The sequence below is a fragment of the Serratia sp. JSRIV006 genome, assembly GCF_019968685.1.
In the GTDB taxonomy this organism is placed as follows: domain Bacteria; phylum Pseudomonadota; class Gammaproteobacteria; order Enterobacterales; family Enterobacteriaceae; genus Chania; species Chania fonticola_B.
Map to the genome: position 1 here is coordinate 4,949,022 of NZ_CP074137.1, position 19,255 is coordinate 4,968,276.

The window sequence follows — 19,255 nt, forward strand, 5'->3', positions numbered from 1 at the left end:
GTAGTCGGATGGAAATAAGAATTACAGCGTTTTGAAGAACTCACGGATCAGGCGCATAAAGTCGTCTGCCGCCAGCGCAGCGCAGCTCAGCGTCTGCTCATGGGAAAGCGGCGTATCGGATAACCCTTCGGCATAGTTGGTCATCGCCGAGACCACCAACACCTTCAGGCCGCAGTGCCGGGCCGAAAGCACTTCTGGCACGATCGACATCCCCACCACGTCGCAGCCCAGCGTCTGCATCATGCGGATCTCGGCCGGGGTTTCGAAGTTCGGGCCGGTGTAGGCGGCAAACACCCCTTCAGCCAATGGGATACCGGCCTTGGCCGCTACCGCCGCCAGCTGCTCACGCAGGTCACGATCGTAGGCGTTAGCCAGGCTGAAGAAGCGTGGGCCAAAACGCTCGTCGTTGGCCCCCACCAGCGGGGATTCCGGCATAAAGTTGATGTGGTCGGTCAGCGCCACCAGGCTACCCGGGGCGACCGATTTACGCAGTGAGCCAGCAGCATTGGTCGCCAACAGGAATTCACAGCCCAGCAGTTTGAAGGTGCGCACGGCAGTGGTCATCACCTGCATGCCACGGCCCTCATAGAAATGCCCGCGCCCTTTCATGCACAGTACCGGCACGCCTTCCAGCCAGCCCGCCACTAATTGCCCTGCGTGGCCCACTACGCCGCTCACCGGGAAACCTGGTAATTCGGTATAGTCGATGGTTACGGCGTCGGTCATTACGTCTGCCAGCGCCCCCAGTCCCGATCCCAGAATCAGTGCGGCGCGGGGTTGAAAGCCTGGTAGTCTGGTCCGCAGCACATCGGCACAAGAAAAAGCATCGTCTTGATTAAACATAGTATTCTCTTCTGTAGGGGGATAATTTAATTCCCATAGTAGAGAGCGACGGCGGGTGGCGACCAATACATTGTTGCCCGCTGATTTATTCCGTTTACCTATAAATACCCCGCATCGGGAGGCCCGAACAACCATGAAAAAGCCACTACCCGACCCTAGCCGGATCAATTTTCGCCTGCTGCACTATTTCCGCGTAGTGGCAGAGGAGATGAACTTTACCCAGGCCGCACAGCGGCTGAACATGTCCCAACCGCCGCTCAGCAAACATATCAAAGAGCTGGAAAACCAGTTGGGGGTGGAACTGTTCAAACGCACCACCCGCTCCATGGCGCTGACGCAGGCTGGACGCACGCTGTTCCATAACGTCGAAACGTTGCTGGATCAGGCGGGCAATGCACTCAATCAGGTACAGCAACTGGGCCGTGGCGAGGCCGGCCATATGGTGATTGGCATGGTAGGCACTTCGGTCTGGGGCGGTTTGATCCCGGCACTGAAACGCTTTACCGGGCAGGAAGAGAAGGTCACCTGGACGTTGAATGAGCAAACGCCTAGCCAGCAGATCGTCTCATTGCAGAAGCGACATATCGATATCGGGGTCTGGCGTGAGGCAAAACAACAGGCCCTGCCGGGGCTGGCCTGTCAATTATTGGCGCGGGAGAAGATCTCGGTGGTGCTGCCGGAGGGGCATCCACTGGCAACGGGGGAGGAAATCCAACTCCCCGCCCTGAAGCATGACAAATTTATCGTGCTGCCGCCCAACGAGGCCAGCCTGGGGCTGTATCTGCACAACCTGTGTCTGCAACATGGCTTTGCGCCAGACATCGTCCATCAGGTCAATGAACCGCAAACCTTGATGGCGCTGGTGGCGGAAGGCTTTGGCATTACGTTACTGCCGGATAGCTACGGGCGCATACCGTGGCCCGGCGTGCGTTTCTGCCCGTTGCAGGCGGCCCCTTCGGCGGATCTGTATGCGATCTACCACGCCGAAAGTGCCACTCCGGTGGTGAAGGCGTTCCTGAAAATGCTGCGAACGCCCGGGGCTGTTTAAGCGGAAGCCTGGACCACAAACTGGCCGGTCGAACCGCGATCGGCCATTTCCAACGTCTGGCTGTAGAACAGGAACGGGAAGTGCTCCGAGGAAACCTGGTTGAAGTACACCAGCAGCTCCACGTCACCGTCGACCCAGACGGTATCCTTCCAGCCGCGATCTTCCGCCATCGGCTGCGCGCCATTGACGCGTTTCACCAGGAACTGCACGCCCTGAATGTGGAACGCCTGCGGTGTATCGGCATGAATGGTCCAACGCTCCCAGGTGCCCTGCATCGTTTGTACGTCGATGCGGTTCATATCCCAGATGGCCCCGTTGATGCCAGCCATCTTGTCTCCCAGACGGAATTCACGCGAGCGGCTGACGTTACCATCCAGCAGTTGATCCGCCAGCAGGCGCATTGGCAGATTGTCGGTGACCAACGGCAACAGGCCCGTCGGTTTCAACGTCAGTACCTGGGTGGAAACCAGCATGCTGGAAGGTTCAAACAGACCGCGCAAACGATCCATGATCCCTGCTGCTTCACCGGCGGTGAGGGTCACTTCGGCCCCCTGCGACATGTCGATCAGCACTTCGCGGCGCTCACCTGGAGCCAGAGAAAGTTGTTGTACCGCAACCGGTGCAGGCAGGAATCCCTGATCGCTGGCGATCACGTTGATCGGCCGCCCGTCGCTCAACTGCAACGAATAGCGCCGTGAGTTCGAGGCGTTCAGCAGGCGCAGGCGAACCCAGCCACGTGAGACTTCGATAAACGGGTTCTGCACGCCGTTGACCAACAGCGTATCGCCAATAAAGCCCCCCTGCGCCGGAGGATCGTATTCCGGCGTACCGAAGTTATCCAGGCGCTTGTCCTGAATGATCAGCGGGAAATCATCGACGCCGTAATGGTTCGGCAGCGGCAGGTTCTTACTGATTTCATCCTCGACCAGCCATAGGCCAGCCAGGCCGTTGTAAACGTGTGGTGCCATACGGTTCGGCGTGTTGGCGTGATACCAACAGGTGGCCGCCGCCTGACGAATAGGGATAACCGGCGACCAGTCAACGTTGGGCGACATCATGCGCGGCGCACCGCCCATCAGGGTACCTGGCACCTGTAACCCGCTGATGGTCATCGATACCGGCTCGGGCAGGCGGTTGCTGTAGATCAGTTTGACGTCGTCACCGTTGTAGACACGCACCGTCGGCCCCAGATACATACCGTTGACGCCCCAGACGGACGCTTTGCGGTTGTCCATAAAGGCCCAATGGGCACGTTGCAGGGTTAAAAACAGCGGCTGGCCACGGCGGGATTCCAGCAGTGGCGGGATCGGTAACGGAGTTGGCATCCCGCTCGCTTCGGCCCTCAGCGGCACGGTTCCTGCGCATAGCGCCAAGCCCGATGCCTGAATAAACTGACGTCGACTGAGTGACATATCTTCTCCATGAAAACAAAGCTGAACCGTGTGCAAAGCCCCGCTAAAGCGGGGCATAAACGGCATGAGGCCGTATGAAAATAGCTAACTGCGTTCTATTATTTTTTGGCGGCGTCTAGCTTGGCGACTTCCGCATCCAACTGGTCAATCTTCGCCTTCATCAGCTCGCGGCAATGGGCCGCCAGCTCACGCACCTGTTCTTTACTGTAATGACTGGTATCGACAGGTTCCAGCATCTCCACAATCACATGGCCGTTGTTCCAACGGTTCAGCTTGATCTTGTCGGTAGAAGAAACACAGATCGGCACAATCGGCACACCGGCAGCGATCGCCGCGTGGAACGCACCGGTTTTAAACGGCAGTAAACCACGGCCACGGCTGCGGGTTCCTTCCGGGAACATCCAGATCGAGATGTCCTGTTTCTTGAAGGCATCTACTACCTGAGCAATGGTGCCATGGGCTTTAGCGCGGTTATCCCGGTCGATCAGCAGGTTACCGGTCAACCAGTAAAGCTGGCCGAAAAACGGGATCCACACCAGGCTTTTTTTGCCCACGGTCACGGTGCGTGGCTGTACCGCATTAGAAACCGTCACCATGTCGTAGTTGTTCTGATGGTTGGCAATGTAAATACATTTGCCGTTGTTGTCCGCGCCAGTAGGCTTACGGAGTTCAACCTTGATGCCGAACACTGTCGACAGGCGGCCGAACAGATGGCCAAAGGTCGCTACATGGCGGGGGTTACGCGGGCTGAACAAGCAGTAAAGCGAACCGAAAAAACTCACCAACAGGCAATAGACCGTGACAATGATCGCACGTAATATCAATAACATAACAACCTCATTAGCACACTGCCAACCCGGCCGCTGAACGGCAGGGAAGATTTCTTTTTGTATGAGGAGCGCAGGCTGAAGAACGCGCGGCGCTTCTAAGTTCTCTATTTTCCCGCCAGCCAGCGATCGGCACAATAAATTTATAGCCGGAAAAATTAACTCACTTAAAAAAAAGATCAGGATAAAAAAGCCCTGAACGGGTACGGGCGCAGCATGCAGCGCCCCTACGTAAGAATACCTGCGATCGCTTGGGCGCAGTTTATTGCGCCCAAGCAGGGTATATCACCGCTTTACTCTTCGCTATCACCCAACGATTCGCGCTCTGGCATATCCACCTCAACCCGATCGATACGCTGCAGGCCACGTGGCAACAACGTGCCCTTACGGCCACGCTCGGCGCGGAATTTCTGCAGATCTTCCGGGCGCAGTTTCAGCTTGCGCTTGCCTACGTGCAGGGTGATCGAGGTCTGCGGCGGCAGTACGAACAGCCAGGCCAGTTTATCTTCCCCACTGGCAGCCTGCGCCGACGGTATCGAGATAATCTTGTTGCCCTTACCCTTCGACAGCTGTGGCAGATCGGCGACCGGGAACATCAGCATGCGGCCAGCGGTGCTGATAGACAGCAGCATATCGTCGCTGCCGTGAATTTCCATCGGCGGCAGTGCCTTGGCGTTGTCCGGCAGGGTGATCATCACCTTACCGGCGCGGTTACGTGCAACCAGATCGTTAAAGGTACACACGAAGCCGTAGCCAGCATCGGAAGCCATCAGCAGTTTCTGATCGTCCGCAGCCATCAGCACCTGCTCGATGGTGGCACCTGGCGGTGGCGTCAGCTTACCGGTTAACGGTTCACCCTGGCCACGTGCCGAAGGCAAGGTCAGCGGATCGAGCGCATAGCTGCGGCCAGTTGAGTCGATGAACACCACCGGCTGGTTAGTCTTGCCGCGTGCGGCGGCAAGGAAGCTATCCCCAGCCTTGTAACTCAGGCCGCTCGGATCGATATCGTGGCCCTTGGCGCTACGCACCCAGCCCATTTGCGACAGCACAATCGTCACCGGCTCTGAAGGCACAAAATCGTGCTCGCTCATGGCCTTGGCTTCTTCACGTTCGGTCAGCGGTGAACGACGATCGTCGCCATAAGCCTGCGCATCGGCCTGGATCTCTTTCTTGATCAGGTTGTTCAGCTTGCGCTCGGAAGCCAGCAGCGCCTGCAGATGATCGCGCTCTTTTGCCAGCTCATCCTGCTCGCCACGGATCTTCACTTCTTCCAGCTTGGCCAAATGGCGCAGCTTCAGCTCGAGGATCGCTTCGGCCTGGGTATCGGAGAGGCCAAACCGCTGCATCAACACCGGCTTCGGCTCATCTTCGCTGCGAATGATATGGATCACTTCATCGATATTGAGGAACGCAACCAGCAAACCTTCCAGGATGTGCAGCCGTTTGAGCACTTTTTCCAGGCGGTAATTCAGGCGGCGGCGCACCGTATCCCGGCGGAAGACCAGCCATTCGGCAAGGATCTCCACCAGCCCTTTGACCTGCGGGCGGTTGTCCAGACCGATCATGTTCATGTTGATGCGGTAGCTGCGCTCCAGATCGGTGGTGGCAAACAGGTGGTTCATCACCTGATCCAGATCGATACGGTTCGAGCGCGGCACAATCACCAGACGGGTCGGGTTTTCGTGGTCGGATTCATCGCGCAGGTCTTCCACCATCGGCAGCTTTTTGGCGCGCATCTGGCTGGCGATTTGCTCCAGCACTTTGGCACCGGAAACCTGGTGCGGCAAGGCGGTGATCACCGCGCTGCCGTCTTCTTTCTTCCAGATGGCACGCATGCGTACCGAGCCACGGCCATTCTGGTAAATTTTGCGGATCTCTTCACGCGGGGTAATAATTTCCGCTTCCGTCGGGAAGTCCGGCCCCTGCACAAACTCCAGCAAATCGTCGAGCGATGAGCCTGGTTTGTCGATCAGGGCTACTGCCGCGGCGGCAATTTCACGCACGTTATGCGGTGGAATATCCGTTGCCATCCCTACCGCGATACCGGTTGTCCCGTTGAGCAGGATGTTCGGCAGGCGTGCAGGCAGCATCTTCGGTTCTTGCATGGTGCCGTCGAAGTTGGGCACCCAATCCGTGGTGCCCTGGCCCAGCTCGCCCAGCAGCACTTCGGCGTATTTCGACAGGCGCGATTCGGTATAACGCATCGCGGCGAAAGATTTAGGGTCATCCGGTGCCCCCCAGTTCCCTTGGCCATCTACCAGCGGGTAGCGGTAAGAGAAGGGTTGCGCCATCAGCACCATAGCTTCATAACAGGCGCTATCGCCATGCGGATGATATTTACCCAATACGTCACCGACGGTACGGGCAGATTTTTTGAATTTGGCGTTGTTGCTAAGCCCCAGCTCCGACATGGCATAGATAATGCGGCGCTGTACCGGCTTTAAACCATCGCCGATATACGGCAGCGCCCGATCCATGATGACGTACATGGAATAGTTCAGATAGGCGTTTTCAGTGAATGTGTGCAGCGGTAGACGCTCAACACCGTCATGAGTCAGTTCGCTCATTACTCAGATATCCTCAGACGACAAAGGGTCGATTCTGCCCGCGATAGTAACTCATCTGCGGGGTGGCTGTCACAGATGCTGCGTGGATCGGCCATTGATGCTGGCGATCTCCCCGGTTTATGCGAAATTTTGCCATCAGTGGCTGCCTTTCTTGACTCACAGTCAACACTGTTGTGCGCTAGATCGCATTTTTCCCTGCTGCAAGAAGGATTACACTCCGTTTCAACGATATGCCTTACGGCCATCACATTCTACATTCTGACAGGAACCCAGTATCCATGAGCAACATCCTGATTATTAACGCCAAGAAGCAATTCGGCCACTCCAACGGTGAGTTGAACCAGACCCTGAGCGACGTAGCGGAAAGTTTCCTGCGCGATGCCAAGCACGATGTACAGGTCACCGTAGTCGATGACGGCTATGATATCGACGCCGAAGTGCAGAAATACCTGTGGGCCGACACGGTGATTTACCAGATGCCAGGCTGGTGGATGGGCGAGCCCTGGATCCTGAAAAAATACCTCGACGAAGTGTTCACCGCTGGCCACGGCAGCCTGTATGCCAGCGACGGCCGCACCCGTTCCGATGCCAGCAAAAAATACGGTTCTGGCGGGCTGATCCAAGGCAAGACCTACATGCTGAGCCTGACCTGGAATGCCCCGTTGGAAGCCTTTACCGACCCTGACCAGTTCTTCCACGGCGTGGGCGTAGACGGCGTTTATCTGCACTTCCACAAGGCCAACCAGTTCCTCGGAATGGAAGCACTGCCGACCTTTATCTGTAACGATGTGATTAAACAACCGGATATCGCCAGCGATATCGCACGTTTGCGCGCACATCTGGGCGAAGTGTTTGCTTAACTGTGATGGGTTTTATAAATCATACCGTTAACCAGTGAGGCCATTATGATCACCGTAATTGCAGAAATCAGAACCAGACCGGGTCATCGTGAAAGCGTATTACAAGCGATTGAAAAGCTGTTACCAGCGGTGTTGGCGGAAGAAGGCTGTGGCGGCTATCAGCCAATGATCGACGCCGACACCCAGGCACCGTGGCAGAAGCGTTCGCCGGATTCCATCTTTATGCTGGAGAAGTGGCAGAGCCAGGCGCATCTGGAACAGCACCTGCAGATGGATCACATGCTCAAGCACCGTGAAACCATCAAGGACAGCGTGCTGGACACAACCATTTACGTGCTGGATAACGCCTGACTCACATCTGTGCATCGGTGATATGCGCGCTGACATAGTCCAGAAAACAGGTGATCCGTGCGGCCAACTGGGCATTGCGATAATACACCGCGTTAATCGGCTGGCGGACATCCAACGTTTCGGCCGCCAGCAGCTGAACCAGACGCCCTTCCCGCTGATCTTCCCGCGTCATAAAATCGGCCAATTGGGCAATCCCTTCCCCGCGTAGCGCCAGTTGCCGCAGCGTTTCGCCGCTGGAGGCCGATAGCGTTGGGGTAATGGCAAAGCGCTCCGCCTGCCGATGGCGCAACGGCCACAGATTGAGCGACTCGGGCTGCGTAAAGCCCAGCAGGCTATGGTGGTTAAGCTCTTCGACACTCTGCGGTGCTCCAAAGCGGGCAATATAGTCCGGGCTGGCAAGGATGCGTAACCGGCTGGCCCCCAGCAGGCGCGCGTGAATGGTGGAGTCTCGCAATGCGCCAATACGAATGGCGATATCGGTGCGCTTCTCCAACAGATCGATAATCAGGTTATCGGTGTTCAGCTCCAGCTCAATCTGTGGGAAACGTTGGCGGAAACCGGCGACCAACGGCACGATCACATGTTCCATAAAGGGCGCGGCAGCGTTGACGCGCAGCCTGCCCGCCGGGTTCAGACGGCGCAGCGCCATCTGCTCTTCGGCATGTTCCACCGAGTTGATAATTTCCCGCGCATGGGCCAAAAAGCTCTGCCCCTCTTCGGTCAACTCCAGACGACGTGTGGTGCGGCGCAGTAAGGTGGTATCGAGTTTTTTTTCCAGACGACTCAGCGCCCGGCTGATGCCAGAGGTGGTTTGGCCAAGCTGCTCGGCGGCGGCGGTGATAGAGCCGCTGTCGATTACGGAGGTATAGGCCAAGAGTTCTTCGAGGGTGATTTTCATATTCCGCCCTGGGTTATCGGGCGCAGCACGCAGTGCGCCAGGGATGGCACAATGTAAAAACTTGGGGCCGCGGTTGCGGCCCCACAGGCATCAGACTGAAAGCTCGGCGGTATCGCCCTTGTCTTGCAGCCAGTTGCGGCGGTCTTCCGAACGCTTCTTCGCCAACAGCATGTCCATAATGGCCATGGTTTGATCGGTATTCTCGTCATCGATGGTCAACTGCACCAGACGGCGAGTGTTTGGATCGAGCGTCGTTTCACGCAGTTGCAGCGGGTTCATTTCACCCAACCCTTTAAAGCGCTGTACGTTCGGCTTGCCCTTCTTACGCTTCAACTGCTCAAGCACGCCGGCTTTCTCTTCCTCGTCGAGGGCGTAATAGACTTCTTTACCCAGGTCGATACGGTATAGCGGTGGCATCGCAACGTGCACATGGCCACCCTTTACCAGCGAACGGAAGTGGCGAACAAACAGCGCACACAGCAGCGTGGCGATGTGCAGGCCGTCGGAGTCCGCATCCGCCAGGATACAGATTTTGCCGTAGCGCAGTTGGCTGAGATCTTCGCTGTCGGGATCGATGCCGATCGCTACCGAGATATCATGCACTTCCTGCGAAGCCAGCACTTCGTCTGAGGAAACTTCCCAGGTATTGAGGATCTTGCCCTTCAGCGGCATGATCGCCTGATATTCGCGATCGCGCGCCTGCTTGGCCGAGCCGCCCGCCGAGTCCCCTTCCACCAGGAACAGTTCGGTCATGCTCAGGTCCTGCGAGGTGCAGTCCGCCAGCTTGCCCGGTAACGCAGGCCCGCTGGTCAGCTTCTTACGCACCACCTTCTTCGCCGCACGCAGGCGACGTTGAGCGCTGGAGATCGCCAGTTCGGCCAGTTGCTCGGCCGCCTGAACGTTCTGATTCAGCCACAGGCTGAAGGCATCTTTCACCACGCCGGAAACAAACGCCGCGCACTGACGGGAAGAGAGCCGCTCTTTGGTCTGGCCCGCGAATTGCGGATCCTGCATTTTCACCGACAACACGTAGGCACAGCGATCCCAGATATCTTCCGCAGACAGCTTCACGCCGCGCGGCAGGATATTGCGGAATTCACAGAACTCGCGCATCGCATCCAGCAGCCCTTGGCGCAGGCCGTTGACGTGCGTGCCGCCCTGCATGGTGGGGATCAGGTTGACGTAGCTCTCCGTCAGCAGTTCCCCGCCCTCCGGCAGCCACAGCAGCGCCCAGTCCACCGCTTCGGTATCACCGGCAAAATTGCCAACAAACGCCTTTTCCGGCAGGGTGATCAGGCCGTTCACCGCTTCCATCAGGTAATCAGTCAGGCCATCCTGGTAGCACCAGCGCTGCTCGGTATTGTTCAGCTTGTCGATAAAGTAGATTTCAACGCCGGGGCACAGCACCGCTTTGGCTTTCAGCAGGTGCGACAGGCGGGAAACCGAGAAGCGCGGGCTGTCGAAGAACTGCTCATCAGGCCAGAAGTGAATGCTGGTGCCGGTGTTGCGTTTGCCGCAGCTACCGGTCACCGCCAAATCCTGCACCTTGTCGCCGTTCTCAAAAGCGATGCTATAGACGTTACCGTCGCGCTTGACGTTGACTTCCACCCGTTTGGACAGGGCGTTAACCACCGAAATCCCCACGCCGTGCAGGCCGCCGGAGAACTGGTAGTTCTTGTTGGAGAATTTACCGCCCGCGTGCAGACGACACATGATCAACTCAACCGCCGGTACGCCTTCTTCAGGGTGGATATCCACCGGCATGCCGCGGCCGTCGTCGATCACTTCCAGTGACTGATCGGCGTGCAGGATCACGTCGATACGCTTGGCATGGCCCGCCAACGCTTCATCGACGCTGTTATCTATCACCTCTTGACCGAGGTGGTTCGGACGCGTCGTGTCGGTATACATACCGGGACGACGGCGCACTGGTTCTAGACCGCTGAGTACTTCAATGGCATCAGCGTTATAGCTGGATTGAGTCATCGTTGATTATTTTTTCGTGGTTGAGGGAAGGTGCCGAAATCGCCCGCTGCCTGTTCAGTATATCTGTGATAGCTGAAGTTGCTGCGGCGTCATAGCCCTAAAAAATCCACAATCTGGGGGAAGTAGTGCTCGAAACCGACGAAAGCGTGGTTTCCGCCCGACTCCACCGTTTGCCGGCAGGCGGTGTAATAAGCCACTGCCTGACCGTAATCGAGAATTTCATCGCCCGTTTGCTGTAGCAACCAGATTAAATCCGGCGACTCCAAGGGATCGACCTGCATCACTTTCAGATCATAAACGTGGCGTGACTCTAACACATATTGCTGCCCGGTGTAGGGGTTCTCGTTGCTTCCCAGATAGTCGATCAGCAGCTCATACGGCTTCACCGCAGGGTTTACCACTACCGCTGGCAACGCAAAACACTGCGATAACCAGGTGGCATAATAACCGCCCAACGAGGAGCCTACCACGCCCATCGTCTGGCCTGCCCGCGCCATCACCAAATCTTCCAGCATTTCCGCCGCCTCCGCCGGGTAAGGCGGCAACTGCGGTACCAGCATGTCGATATGGGGATGATGTTCCGCCAGCCAGGCTTTGAAAGCCGTGGCCTTGGCCGAAAGCGGCGAGCTGTTGAAACCGTGCAGGTAAAGTAAGGTTGAAGGCATCAGTAGCCGTCCGAATCCATGTCGGGGCGGAAGTCATCGTTTTCCAGCCGGAATACCTGGGTTTCCACCCGGCCATCCGGCAACAGGTCAAGATAGCGCCAACCTGGGGAAACGTCGTCGATGGTAAAATTGGTGCAGTGCGGCTTGAATTGTACGCAGGTGGACGGCGTAGCCAACAGCCGACGCCCGTGCCAGCCCAGATCCAATTCCTGGTGGATATGCCCGCACAGCAGGGTATTCACTTTCGGATAGCGCCACAGCACGGCCGCCAGCGTATGCGGGTTACGCAGACTGTGTTGATCCAGCCAGGTGCAGCCGGAAGGCAACGGATGGTGATGCAGTAACAGCAGCGTGTAGCGCTCTGGATGAGCTTCCAGACAACGTTCCATCCACTCCAGCTGGTATTCACTCAGCTCGCCGTGCGGCACGCCAAACACCTGGCTATCCAGCAATAACACCTGCCAGTTGTCCCCCAGCAGCACCTGCTTGGAAGGTGAGATACCGGCTGCGGCCAGCGCATCTACCATCGCAGGCTGAAAATCGTGGTTCCCCGGCAGCCAGACACAGGGCGCGGGTAAACGGGTGATGCCATCGGCAAAGTGCCGGTATGCCGCCTGGGAGTGATCCTGCGCCAGATCGCCAGTTGCCACGATCAGGTCGCACTCACGCTGCTGCGCGATCACCGCATCCAGCACCGCGTGATAGCTGGCATAGGTATTGATGCCGAGCAAGGTCTCACTCTTGCCAGCAAACAGGTGGGTATCTGTTATTTGTAAGATCCTGACCTTGGCCCCACTCGCCACGGGCAGTCTAAACAGGCTTTCCAAATGGTGTCCTTTGTTATCTCCGTCGACCTAACAAGCCGGAACCGCCATTGCTCCATGCGCTAAACAGTAGCGCAACCAATCAGCAAGAAACTGGTTAATTTGATGCTTTTCGTCGCGTTGATGCAACTTTTTGTTCGGATAATCATAACGCGCTTTAAACCGATAGATCTGCTGACTGGAACACACTTCCGCAACCATCGCGTCGTGGTACAGCCGCACCGTCATCGCGGGCAGGCTCCAGTAGCTGACCGCAGGCGCAGTCTGTTCAATCTGCACCAGCGTGGTGTAACGGGTAGATTCAACAATAGTCAGACGATAATGGGCGCCATTCACCTGATAAGTGACGGTTTCATCAACTTCGTCGTTGCGCGGCATCAAACGCCGCAATTGCGCGAAGTTGGTTTCACACAATCTCATCATTTCGGGGAAGTCAGGGGTATAGCGCTTTTGCATTTAGTTGGCCCATTCTGCTTTAAGCGATTCATGGTGCAACGCCAGCCACTGCAATGCAATCACTGATGCGGCATTATCAATCGCGCCTTCTTCAACCCAGCGGTAAGCCTGTTCGCGGCTGACCACGTGGACACGGATATCTTCATGCTCTTCGGGCAATCCGTGGATCCCTTCGGCCGTCAGGGCGTCAACCTCACCGACCATAATAGACAGACGTTCGCTGGTGCCACCAGGGCTGGCCAGATAGCTCAGCACCGGCTTGCAGCGCCCGACCACCACGCCAGCCTCTTCCAACGCTTCGCGGCGGCACACGTCCTCAACGCTTTCTCCCGTTTCGATCATACCCGCAACCATTTCCAGCAGCCAGGGAGAAGCTGAGCTATCGATGGCCGGGATCCGCAGTTGTTCAACCAGCACCACTTCGTCTCTGATTGGATCATAGGGTAGCAACACCGCCGCATGGCCGCGCTCAAAAACTTCGCGCGTGACCTCACCGCTCATCTCACCGTTGAACAAACGATGGCGAAAGCGATATAAGTCGAGTGAAAAAAAACCACGGTATCGCGTCTCTCGTGCAATAATTTCTACATCATTTTTGTCGAAAGTAACGGGTGAAGGTTGCGAGCGGTTCATCTACGAATTCTCCTGTGTGATTATGCCGGCAAAATAAAGGGATTTGATGACAGAAACGGCGGGATTATCTTCACCCGCTTTGTGTTAGATTGTGAACCATGATATCAGGTAGCGCCGATGCAAATAGCCCAGTGTCAGTAAACGTAGCGTACACCAAGGTAAAAGTTCTGTGAGATGGCACATTAAGCCACCCTCAGCGCTCGGCAGACTCTGCTAGAATTGGCAACTATTCGTCTATCGTCAGCGCTAACATAGCAATATTGCTGCACAACAAGGAATGCAAATGAAGAAACTGCTCCCCCTTCTTATTGGTCTGAGCCTCGCTGGCTTCAGCACCATGAGCCAGGCAGAGAACCTGTTGCAGGTTTACAAACAGGCCAGGGAAAGTAACCCGGATCTGCGTAAAACCGCTGCCGATCGTGATGCGGCGTTTGAAAAAATCAACGAAGCACGCAGCCCGTTGCTGCCGCAGCTTGGCTTATCTGCTGGTTATACCTATAACAACGGCTTCCGCGATGCCAATGGGCTTAACAGCAATACCACCCAAGGCTCGCTCGCGCTGACCCAGACTATCTTTGATATGTCCAAATGGCGCGCGCTGACGCTGCAGGAAAAGACCGCCGGTATTACCGATGTCACTTTCCAGACGTCATCCCAGAAATTGATCCTGGATACGGCCACCGCCTATTTCAACGTTCTGCAGGCGATCGACGCCCTGTCCTATACCCAGGCGAATAAACAAGCGGTCTACCGTACCCTGGATCAGACCACCCAACGTTTTAACGTGGGCCTGGTTGCCATTACCGACGTGCAGAACGCCCGTGCCAACTACGATACCGTGCTGGCCAACGAAGTGACTGCCCGTAACAACCTGGATAACGCGGTAGAATCGTTACGCCAAATTACCGGCACCTTCTACCCGGAACTGGCCTCGCTGGATACCAACAAGTTCAGCACCAAGCGCCCGGATGCCGTCAACAGCCTGTTGAAAGAAGCGGAAAGCCGCAACCTGAGCCTGCTGTCTGCCCGCCTGAACCAGGATCTGGCCCGTGAGCAGATCAAATCGGCACAAACCGGCTATATGCCAACGGTTGATTTAAATGCTTCTACCGGGATCACCAATTCCAAATACAGCGGTTCCAGAGCTAACACAGGGACCAGTGGCAACGACTCGATTAATGGCCAGAACCAGGTCGGCATCAGCGTTAGCGTGCCGCTGTACAACGGCGGCGTAACCAACTCGCGGGTAGAACAGGCGCAGTACAACTTCGTCGGTGCCAGTGAGCAGTTGGAAAGCGCCCACCGCAGCGTGGTGCAAACCGTGCGTTCCTCCTTCAACAACGTTTCTGCGTCCATCAGCAGCATCAGCGCTTATAAACAAGCGGTGGTTTCTGCCCAGAGTTCTCTGGATGCGACCGAAGCCGGTTACGAAGTAGGTACCCGTACCATCGTTGACGTGTTGGATGCGACAACCACGCTGTATAACGCCAAGCAACAGCTTTCCAATGCGCGTTATTCTTACCTGATCAACCAGCTGAACATCAAATCGGCGCTCGGCACGCTGAACGAAAACGATCTGATGATGCTTAACGGAACACTAGGCAAGCCAATCTCCACCGCGCCAGATGTGGTAGCCCCCCCAACAGCGGCGCAAGATGCCTATGTTGACGGTTCCAGCACCACTCGGCCAACGGCTAGCAGATAACCTGCTCCAGCTTTGAGCTACCGAATAGCGGGGCCCGGCATTTGCCGCGCTCCGTTTTTTTATCCAATAATCCCGCATCTGCCCCTCACCTCACAGCCTCTCTAAACAGGTTAATGTTATGATTGGCTCCCTATTGGGGTTTATCTGCTGAACGGGATCTGATGGACAACGCTTCACTCTGGCAACGGTTGATCACCGAAGGCGCGTTACCGCCACAGCTGCGCCCCTCCCCGGCCATTTATGCCTCCTGGCTACGCTGCAGCCATCTGATGCAACCCGCCGTGTGGAAAGCCCCACATCGCGCCCTGGGCACTACCTTCGACTCTATCTGCCGGCGTAAGGATGATTTCATTACGCTCGGCCAGGCGGCGTTGGAAGATGCCTGGGAATATATGGAGCAGCGCCAATGCGTGTTGCTGATCCTCGACGAAAGCGGCTGCACGCTGTGGCAATGCGGCGACAAGGCGACCGGCGAACAGCTGCTCGAACTGGGTTTTGCGCCCGGTGCTTATTGGGCAGAAGGCGATATCGGCACCAATGCCCCTTCCCTGGCCGCATCCGAGGGCCATCCGGTACAGATCCATAGCGATGAACACGTGCGCCAGGCGCTGCATGGCTGGTCATTCTGCGCCGCACCGGTACATGACAATAGCGGCCGCCAGCGTGGTATGTTGGCTTTGGGTTGCCAGTTGGCCGATTGCAATGCGGGCGATCTTTCCCTGATCCTGGCGATCGCCCGAGAGATCGGCAATGCCCTGAACGCCGACGGCTTGCTGGCCGAATCCAATCGCCATCTCAATCAGCTCAACGGGCTACTGGACAGCGTAGACGACGGCGTTATGGCCTGGGATCACCGGGGTTATCTGCAATATATCAACCCGCGCGCCGCCACTATGCTCAAGCTTCATGAACAGCAGAGCCAAGGCAAACCACTGGCACAGTTGCTGACGTTACCGGCCTTGCTTAACCGCGCCATCAGCCAACGCCAGCCGTTACAGCATGTGGAAGTCACCTTTGAAAGCCAGGGCCAGTTTATCGCCGCGCTGCTCACCCTCAAACCGATATTGGACGGTGAGCACTGTAGCTTCATCGCCTTGCTGCATCCCTTGGAAAGGCTGCATCAATACGTCAGTAGCCAGATCGGCCGGGTCAGCCACACCTTCGAACAGATGCCTTCAGGCACACAGGAAATGCGCCGCCTGATCCGCTATGGCCAGCAGGCGGCGAAGGGCCATCACCCGATTTTGCTGTGCGGTGAAGAAGGGGTGGGGAAAGAGCTGCTCAGCCAGGCCATCCACAATGCCAGCGAACGTGCCGCCGGGCCTTATATCGCCTTGAACTGCCAGTTGCTGCCCGAGGCACAAGGGTTGAAGGAGTTACTCGGCAGTGATGCCAACGAAGAACAGGCGGGCCAGCTCAGCAAGTTCGAACTGGCCAACGGCGGTACGCTGCATCTTGAACAGGTCGAATACCTGCCGCTGGCCATGCAGTCCGCCCTGTTGCAGGTGCTAAAAACCGGCGTGGTAATGCGTATGAATTCCAGCCGCGTGATCCCGGTGAACGTGCGGGTGATCGCTACCAGCGCCGCCAACCTGGCACTGCTGGTGCAACAGAATCGTTTTCGTCGCCAGTTGTTCTATAGCCTGCAGGCCTTCGAGATCCAAATTCCGCCGCTACGCCAGCGCCTCAGTGACATCCCTTTGCTGGTTCAGCACCATCTGCGCGCTCTGGAGCAACACTTCCAGTGCCGCTTCCGGGTAGACGACGAGGTAATGACCCAGCTTGGCCTGTACCTGTGGCCGGGTAACGATCTGGAACTGAAAGGAGTGATAGAGCGCGCCGCGATGATTTGCCACGGCCATCATATTCAACTGGCCGATCTGCCCTCTCACTTGCTCAGTCATCAGCCGCTAGTGGAAAGCGACACTCAACCAGCCATGCCGCTGCTGACGCTGGCGGAAATGGAGGTGCAGGCGATTATCCGCGTGGCCAACGTCAGCCACGGGCAGCTTAACGAGATGGCGCAGCTGCTGGGTATCAGCCGCACCACGCTGTGGCGTAAAGTCAAACAGTTGAATATCGATATCAGCCAGTTCAAGCTGCGGGGTTAATGGCTGAGTTGTAAGGTGCCACGTGCCGCATCCAGCATCGCTTTCTGGCCGTTGCGGGTCTTGCTCATACATTCGCTCATGCCGACCACCATCGGGATCCCCATCGCCTTGGCCAGGATCGCGGTATGCGACAAGGCGTTGCCGCCGCTCAGGCAAATACCGAGTACCATGCGCCGATCGAGCATCACGACGTCGGAAGGCATCAGCTCATCCATCACCAGGATCGCAGGCTCATTGAGCACGATCGCCGGGATAGGCTGCCGTGCCAGATGGCTCAGCGTACGGCGCAGCATGTCACGTACGTCCAGTTCCCGCGCCTGCAAATACTCATCATCTAGCGCCCGATAATCGTCGGCAATCTGCTCCAGTTCCTGCCGCCACGCCTGTTCCGCGCTGCATTGCTGTTGGGCGATACGGGTAAAGGCGGCCTGTTGCAGGTCGGGATCGTCTAGCAGCATGCTGTGCGCACCGAAGATCGCCGCCTGCGGTTTGCCGATCAGATTGCCGGTGCGATCCGCCAGCTTGTTCAGATCGTCTAACGTCTGCTGTAATGCGATACGCAGGCGCTGCTGTTCATTGAGCACGTCATCGGCCCCTAGCTGGCGTTCTTCCGTTTGCGGCCAGAAGCTCGACACCTGGAATATCGGACCACTGCTGACGCTTTCCTCCACGGGAATACCGTGCAGTGAAGGCAATTGCTGCTCAGATACGGTTTCGCCAAAGTGCTGCTCTGCCAACGCCTTGAAAGCTGCCAGGGCCTCATCGGCCTGCGCGCCATCGGCAATCAGGCGGATAGTGTCACCGTGGCGAACCTGCAACAAAGCTAGTTGATTCAGGCTGCGCGGGTTGGCGCATTGGCCATGCTTTTCCAGCACCAGTTCCGCTGCAAAAGGAGCCAGAGCCTCTGCCAGACGCGCCGCCGGGCGAGCGTGCAACCCGTGCGGATTCTGTACCGTCCAACTCAGGCTTTTCCCCTGGCTCAGCGGCAAATTCAGTGGCTTGCTGGCGGGTATCTCCTCACCAAGCTGTGCCTGCTTGACCTGCAAGGCTCCTTGTGCCTCTGCCAGTACCTGCTCCAGGCTACCGCCCGCGTTAGCCGCTACGACCGCGGCCAGCGTGCCTTCCACCAACGGTGCCGCACACAGCACCACCTTGGCCGCCACCTCTGGGTCGAGCAGCTCAAGCGCGGTTTCCGCACTCAATAATGCGCTACCGAGATCCATCAGCACCACGATCCCCGCTCCGTCCGCCACGGATTCGATCGCTTCCATCACTTTCACCGCATCGGTGCCGATCGGGTGGAGCTCATCATCGACCCCCGCCGCCAGCACCAGTTTGCACCCCTCGCCGCGCATCATCTGGCGGGCGAGTTGCTCAACACCCTGCGCCAGCTGTGCACTGTGCGAAACCACAACGATGTTGATCATCCTGCCTCCTCGACCACCTGGGCCAGTGTTTGTATCATCAGCATGACGGAGGTTGCGCCCGGATCCTGGTGGCCGATGCTGCGTTCGCCCAAATAGCTGGCGCGCCCTTTACGGGCCTGCATCACAATGGTGGCCTGTGCGGCCTGCTCCGCCCGAACGGCGGCCTGTTGTAGCGCCTGGGTCACGCTGAGCTGCTGCTGTAGCGACTCGCCCAGGCTTGCAACGACCGGCCCCCAGACATCACACATGGTTTTATCGCCCGGTTCTGCCTTGCCGCGCATCGCTACGCCTTCCGCGCCTTCCTGGATCACCTGCTTCAATTCCGCCAGATCCAGGCTCTGCTTGGCATTGGCCGCCTGAGCCGCACGGATGAAGAAGGTGCCGAATAGTGGACCACTGGCACCGCCAACGCTGGAAAGTAGCGTCATACCGGTGTTCTTGAGAATAAAGCCGATGTCCTTATCCGCCACCGAAGGCAGCTTTTCTACCACCTTGCTAAAGCCACGGTTCATATTCAGGCCGTGGTCGCCATCACCAATATCGCTATCCAACTGAGTCAAGAAATCGCGTTCGCGGGTAAAGACCTCACCACAACGCATCAACCACTCAACGACCTGCTGTTTGCTTAATGTCATGATCCCT

At 57.2% G+C, this 19,255-nt stretch carries 17 protein-coding genes; 5 read left to right on the forward strand and 12 right to left on the reverse strand.

Annotated features, from left to right (window positions below):
• Positions 1–21: 21 nt before the first annotated feature.
• The gene (xapA, locus tag KGP16_RS22845; protein ID WP_179248501.1) at positions 22–843 is read right to left on the reverse strand and encodes a xanthosine phosphorylase; all 822 of its coding nucleotides are present in this window, start codon (positions 841–843) and stop codon (positions 22–24) included.
• Positions 844–976: 133 nt separating this feature from the next.
• Between xapA and KGP16_RS22850 the strand changes: the two genes are divergently transcribed.
• Entirely contained in the window at positions 977–1,891 is a 915-nt protein-coding gene (locus KGP16_RS22850) for a LysR family transcriptional regulator (RefSeq protein WP_021179524.1), read from the forward strand.
• Here KGP16_RS22850 and ftsP read toward each other — a convergent pair.
• The 3 genes from ftsP to parC all read right to left on the reverse strand — a co-directional run bounded on the left by ftsP (position 1,888) and on the right by parC (position 6,697).
• A complete protein-coding gene (ftsP, locus tag KGP16_RS22855; RefSeq protein ID WP_021179523.1) occupies positions 1,888–3,303 on the reverse strand; it encodes a cell division protein FtsP in 1,416 nt (471 codons plus the stop codon). The two genes, KGP16_RS22850 and ftsP, sit on opposite strands and share 4 nt — an antisense overlap.
• A 98-nt stretch (positions 3,304–3,401) precedes the next feature.
• Entirely contained in the window at positions 3,402–4,133 is a 732-nt protein-coding gene (locus KGP16_RS22860; protein ID WP_021806853.1) for a 1-acylglycerol-3-phosphate O-acyltransferase, read from the reverse strand.
• A 290-nt stretch (positions 4,134–4,423) separates the two neighbouring features.
• Positions 4,424–6,697, reverse strand: coding sequence for a DNA topoisomerase IV subunit A (gene parC / locus KGP16_RS22865; protein ID WP_094983151.1), 2,274 nt, complete (start codon positions 6,695–6,697; stop codon positions 4,424–4,426).
• Between the two features lie 278 nt (positions 6,698–6,975).
• Between parC and KGP16_RS22870 the strand changes: the two genes are divergently transcribed.
• Together KGP16_RS22870 and KGP16_RS22875 are read left to right on the forward strand one after the other, a co-directional pair.
• On the forward strand, positions 6,976–7,557 hold the full coding sequence (locus KGP16_RS22870) for an NAD(P)H-dependent oxidoreductase (RefSeq protein ID WP_059201833.1): 582 nt from the start codon (positions 6,976–6,978) through the stop codon (positions 7,555–7,557).
• A 45-nt stretch (positions 7,558–7,602) separates the two neighbouring features.
• The gene (locus KGP16_RS22875; RefSeq protein WP_021179519.1) at positions 7,603–7,908 is read left to right on the forward strand and encodes a putative quinol monooxygenase; all 306 of its coding nucleotides are present in this window, start codon (positions 7,603–7,605) and stop codon (positions 7,906–7,908) included.
• Position 7,909: 1 nt separating this feature from the next.
• On the opposite strand, the gene KGP16_RS22880 is transcribed toward KGP16_RS22875, so the two are convergent.
• The 6 genes from KGP16_RS22880 to nudF form a co-directional block, all read right to left on the reverse strand.
• Positions 7,910–8,806 carry a LysR family transcriptional regulator gene (locus tag KGP16_RS22880; RefSeq protein WP_024529150.1) on the reverse strand — a complete coding sequence of 299 codons (897 nt, stop codon included), beginning with the start codon at positions 8,804–8,806 and terminating at the stop codon, positions 7,910–7,912.
• Between the two features lie 90 nt (positions 8,807–8,896).
• Complete coding sequence (gene parE, locus KGP16_RS22885; RefSeq protein WP_021179517.1) at positions 8,897–10,792, reverse strand: DNA topoisomerase IV subunit B; 1,896 nt, start codon at positions 10,790–10,792, stop codon at positions 8,897–8,899.
• 89 nt (positions 10,793–10,881) lie between these two features.
• The gene (yqiA, locus tag KGP16_RS22890) at positions 10,882–11,457 is read right to left on the reverse strand and encodes an esterase YqiA (protein WP_021806858.1); all 576 of its coding nucleotides are present in this window, start codon (positions 11,455–11,457) and stop codon (positions 10,882–10,884) included.
• Positions 11,457–12,284 carry a 3',5'-cyclic-AMP phosphodiesterase gene (gene cpdA, locus KGP16_RS22895; RefSeq protein WP_021806859.1) on the reverse strand — a complete coding sequence of 276 codons (828 nt, stop codon included), beginning with the start codon at positions 12,282–12,284 and terminating at the stop codon, positions 11,457–11,459. The genes yqiA and cpdA overlap by 1 nt, the downstream gene beginning before the upstream one ends.
• A gap of 27 nt (positions 12,285–12,311) precedes the next feature.
• A complete protein-coding gene (locus KGP16_RS22900) occupies positions 12,312–12,737 on the reverse strand; it encodes a DUF1249 family protein (RefSeq protein ID WP_021179514.1) in 426 nt (141 codons plus the stop codon).
• Positions 12,738–13,370: an ADP-ribose diphosphatase gene (gene nudF / locus KGP16_RS22905; RefSeq protein ID WP_021806860.1), complete on the reverse strand. Its 633-nt coding sequence runs from the start codon at positions 13,368–13,370 to the stop codon at positions 12,738–12,740. It lies immediately after the preceding gene.
• Positions 13,371–13,653: 283 nt separating this feature from the next.
• Here nudF and tolC point away from each other — a divergent pair, with 283 nt between their 5' ends.
• On the forward strand, positions 13,654–15,075 hold the full coding sequence (gene tolC / locus KGP16_RS22910; protein WP_037376203.1) for an outer membrane channel protein TolC: 1,422 nt from the start codon (positions 13,654–13,656) through the stop codon (positions 15,073–15,075).
• Between the two features lie 161 nt (positions 15,076–15,236).
• The gene (gene dhaR / locus KGP16_RS22915; RefSeq protein WP_115159740.1) at positions 15,237–17,186 is read left to right on the forward strand and encodes a dihydroxyacetone kinase operon transcriptional regulator DhaR; all 1,950 of its coding nucleotides are present in this window, start codon (positions 15,237–15,239) and stop codon (positions 17,184–17,186) included.
• On the opposite strand, the gene dhaM is transcribed toward dhaR, so the two are convergent.
• Together dhaM and dhaL are read right to left on the reverse strand one after the other, a co-directional pair.
• A complete protein-coding gene (gene dhaM / locus KGP16_RS22920; RefSeq protein ID WP_094983154.1) occupies positions 17,183–18,613 on the reverse strand; it encodes a dihydroxyacetone kinase phosphoryl donor subunit DhaM in 1,431 nt (476 codons plus the stop codon). The genes dhaR and dhaM overlap by 4 nt on opposite strands.
• Positions 18,610–19,248, reverse strand: coding sequence for a dihydroxyacetone kinase subunit DhaL (gene dhaL / locus KGP16_RS22925; RefSeq protein ID WP_021179509.1), 639 nt, complete (start codon positions 19,246–19,248; stop codon positions 18,610–18,612). The genes dhaM and dhaL overlap by 4 nt, the downstream gene beginning before the upstream one ends.
• Between the last annotated feature and the right edge of the window lie 7 nt (positions 19,249–19,255).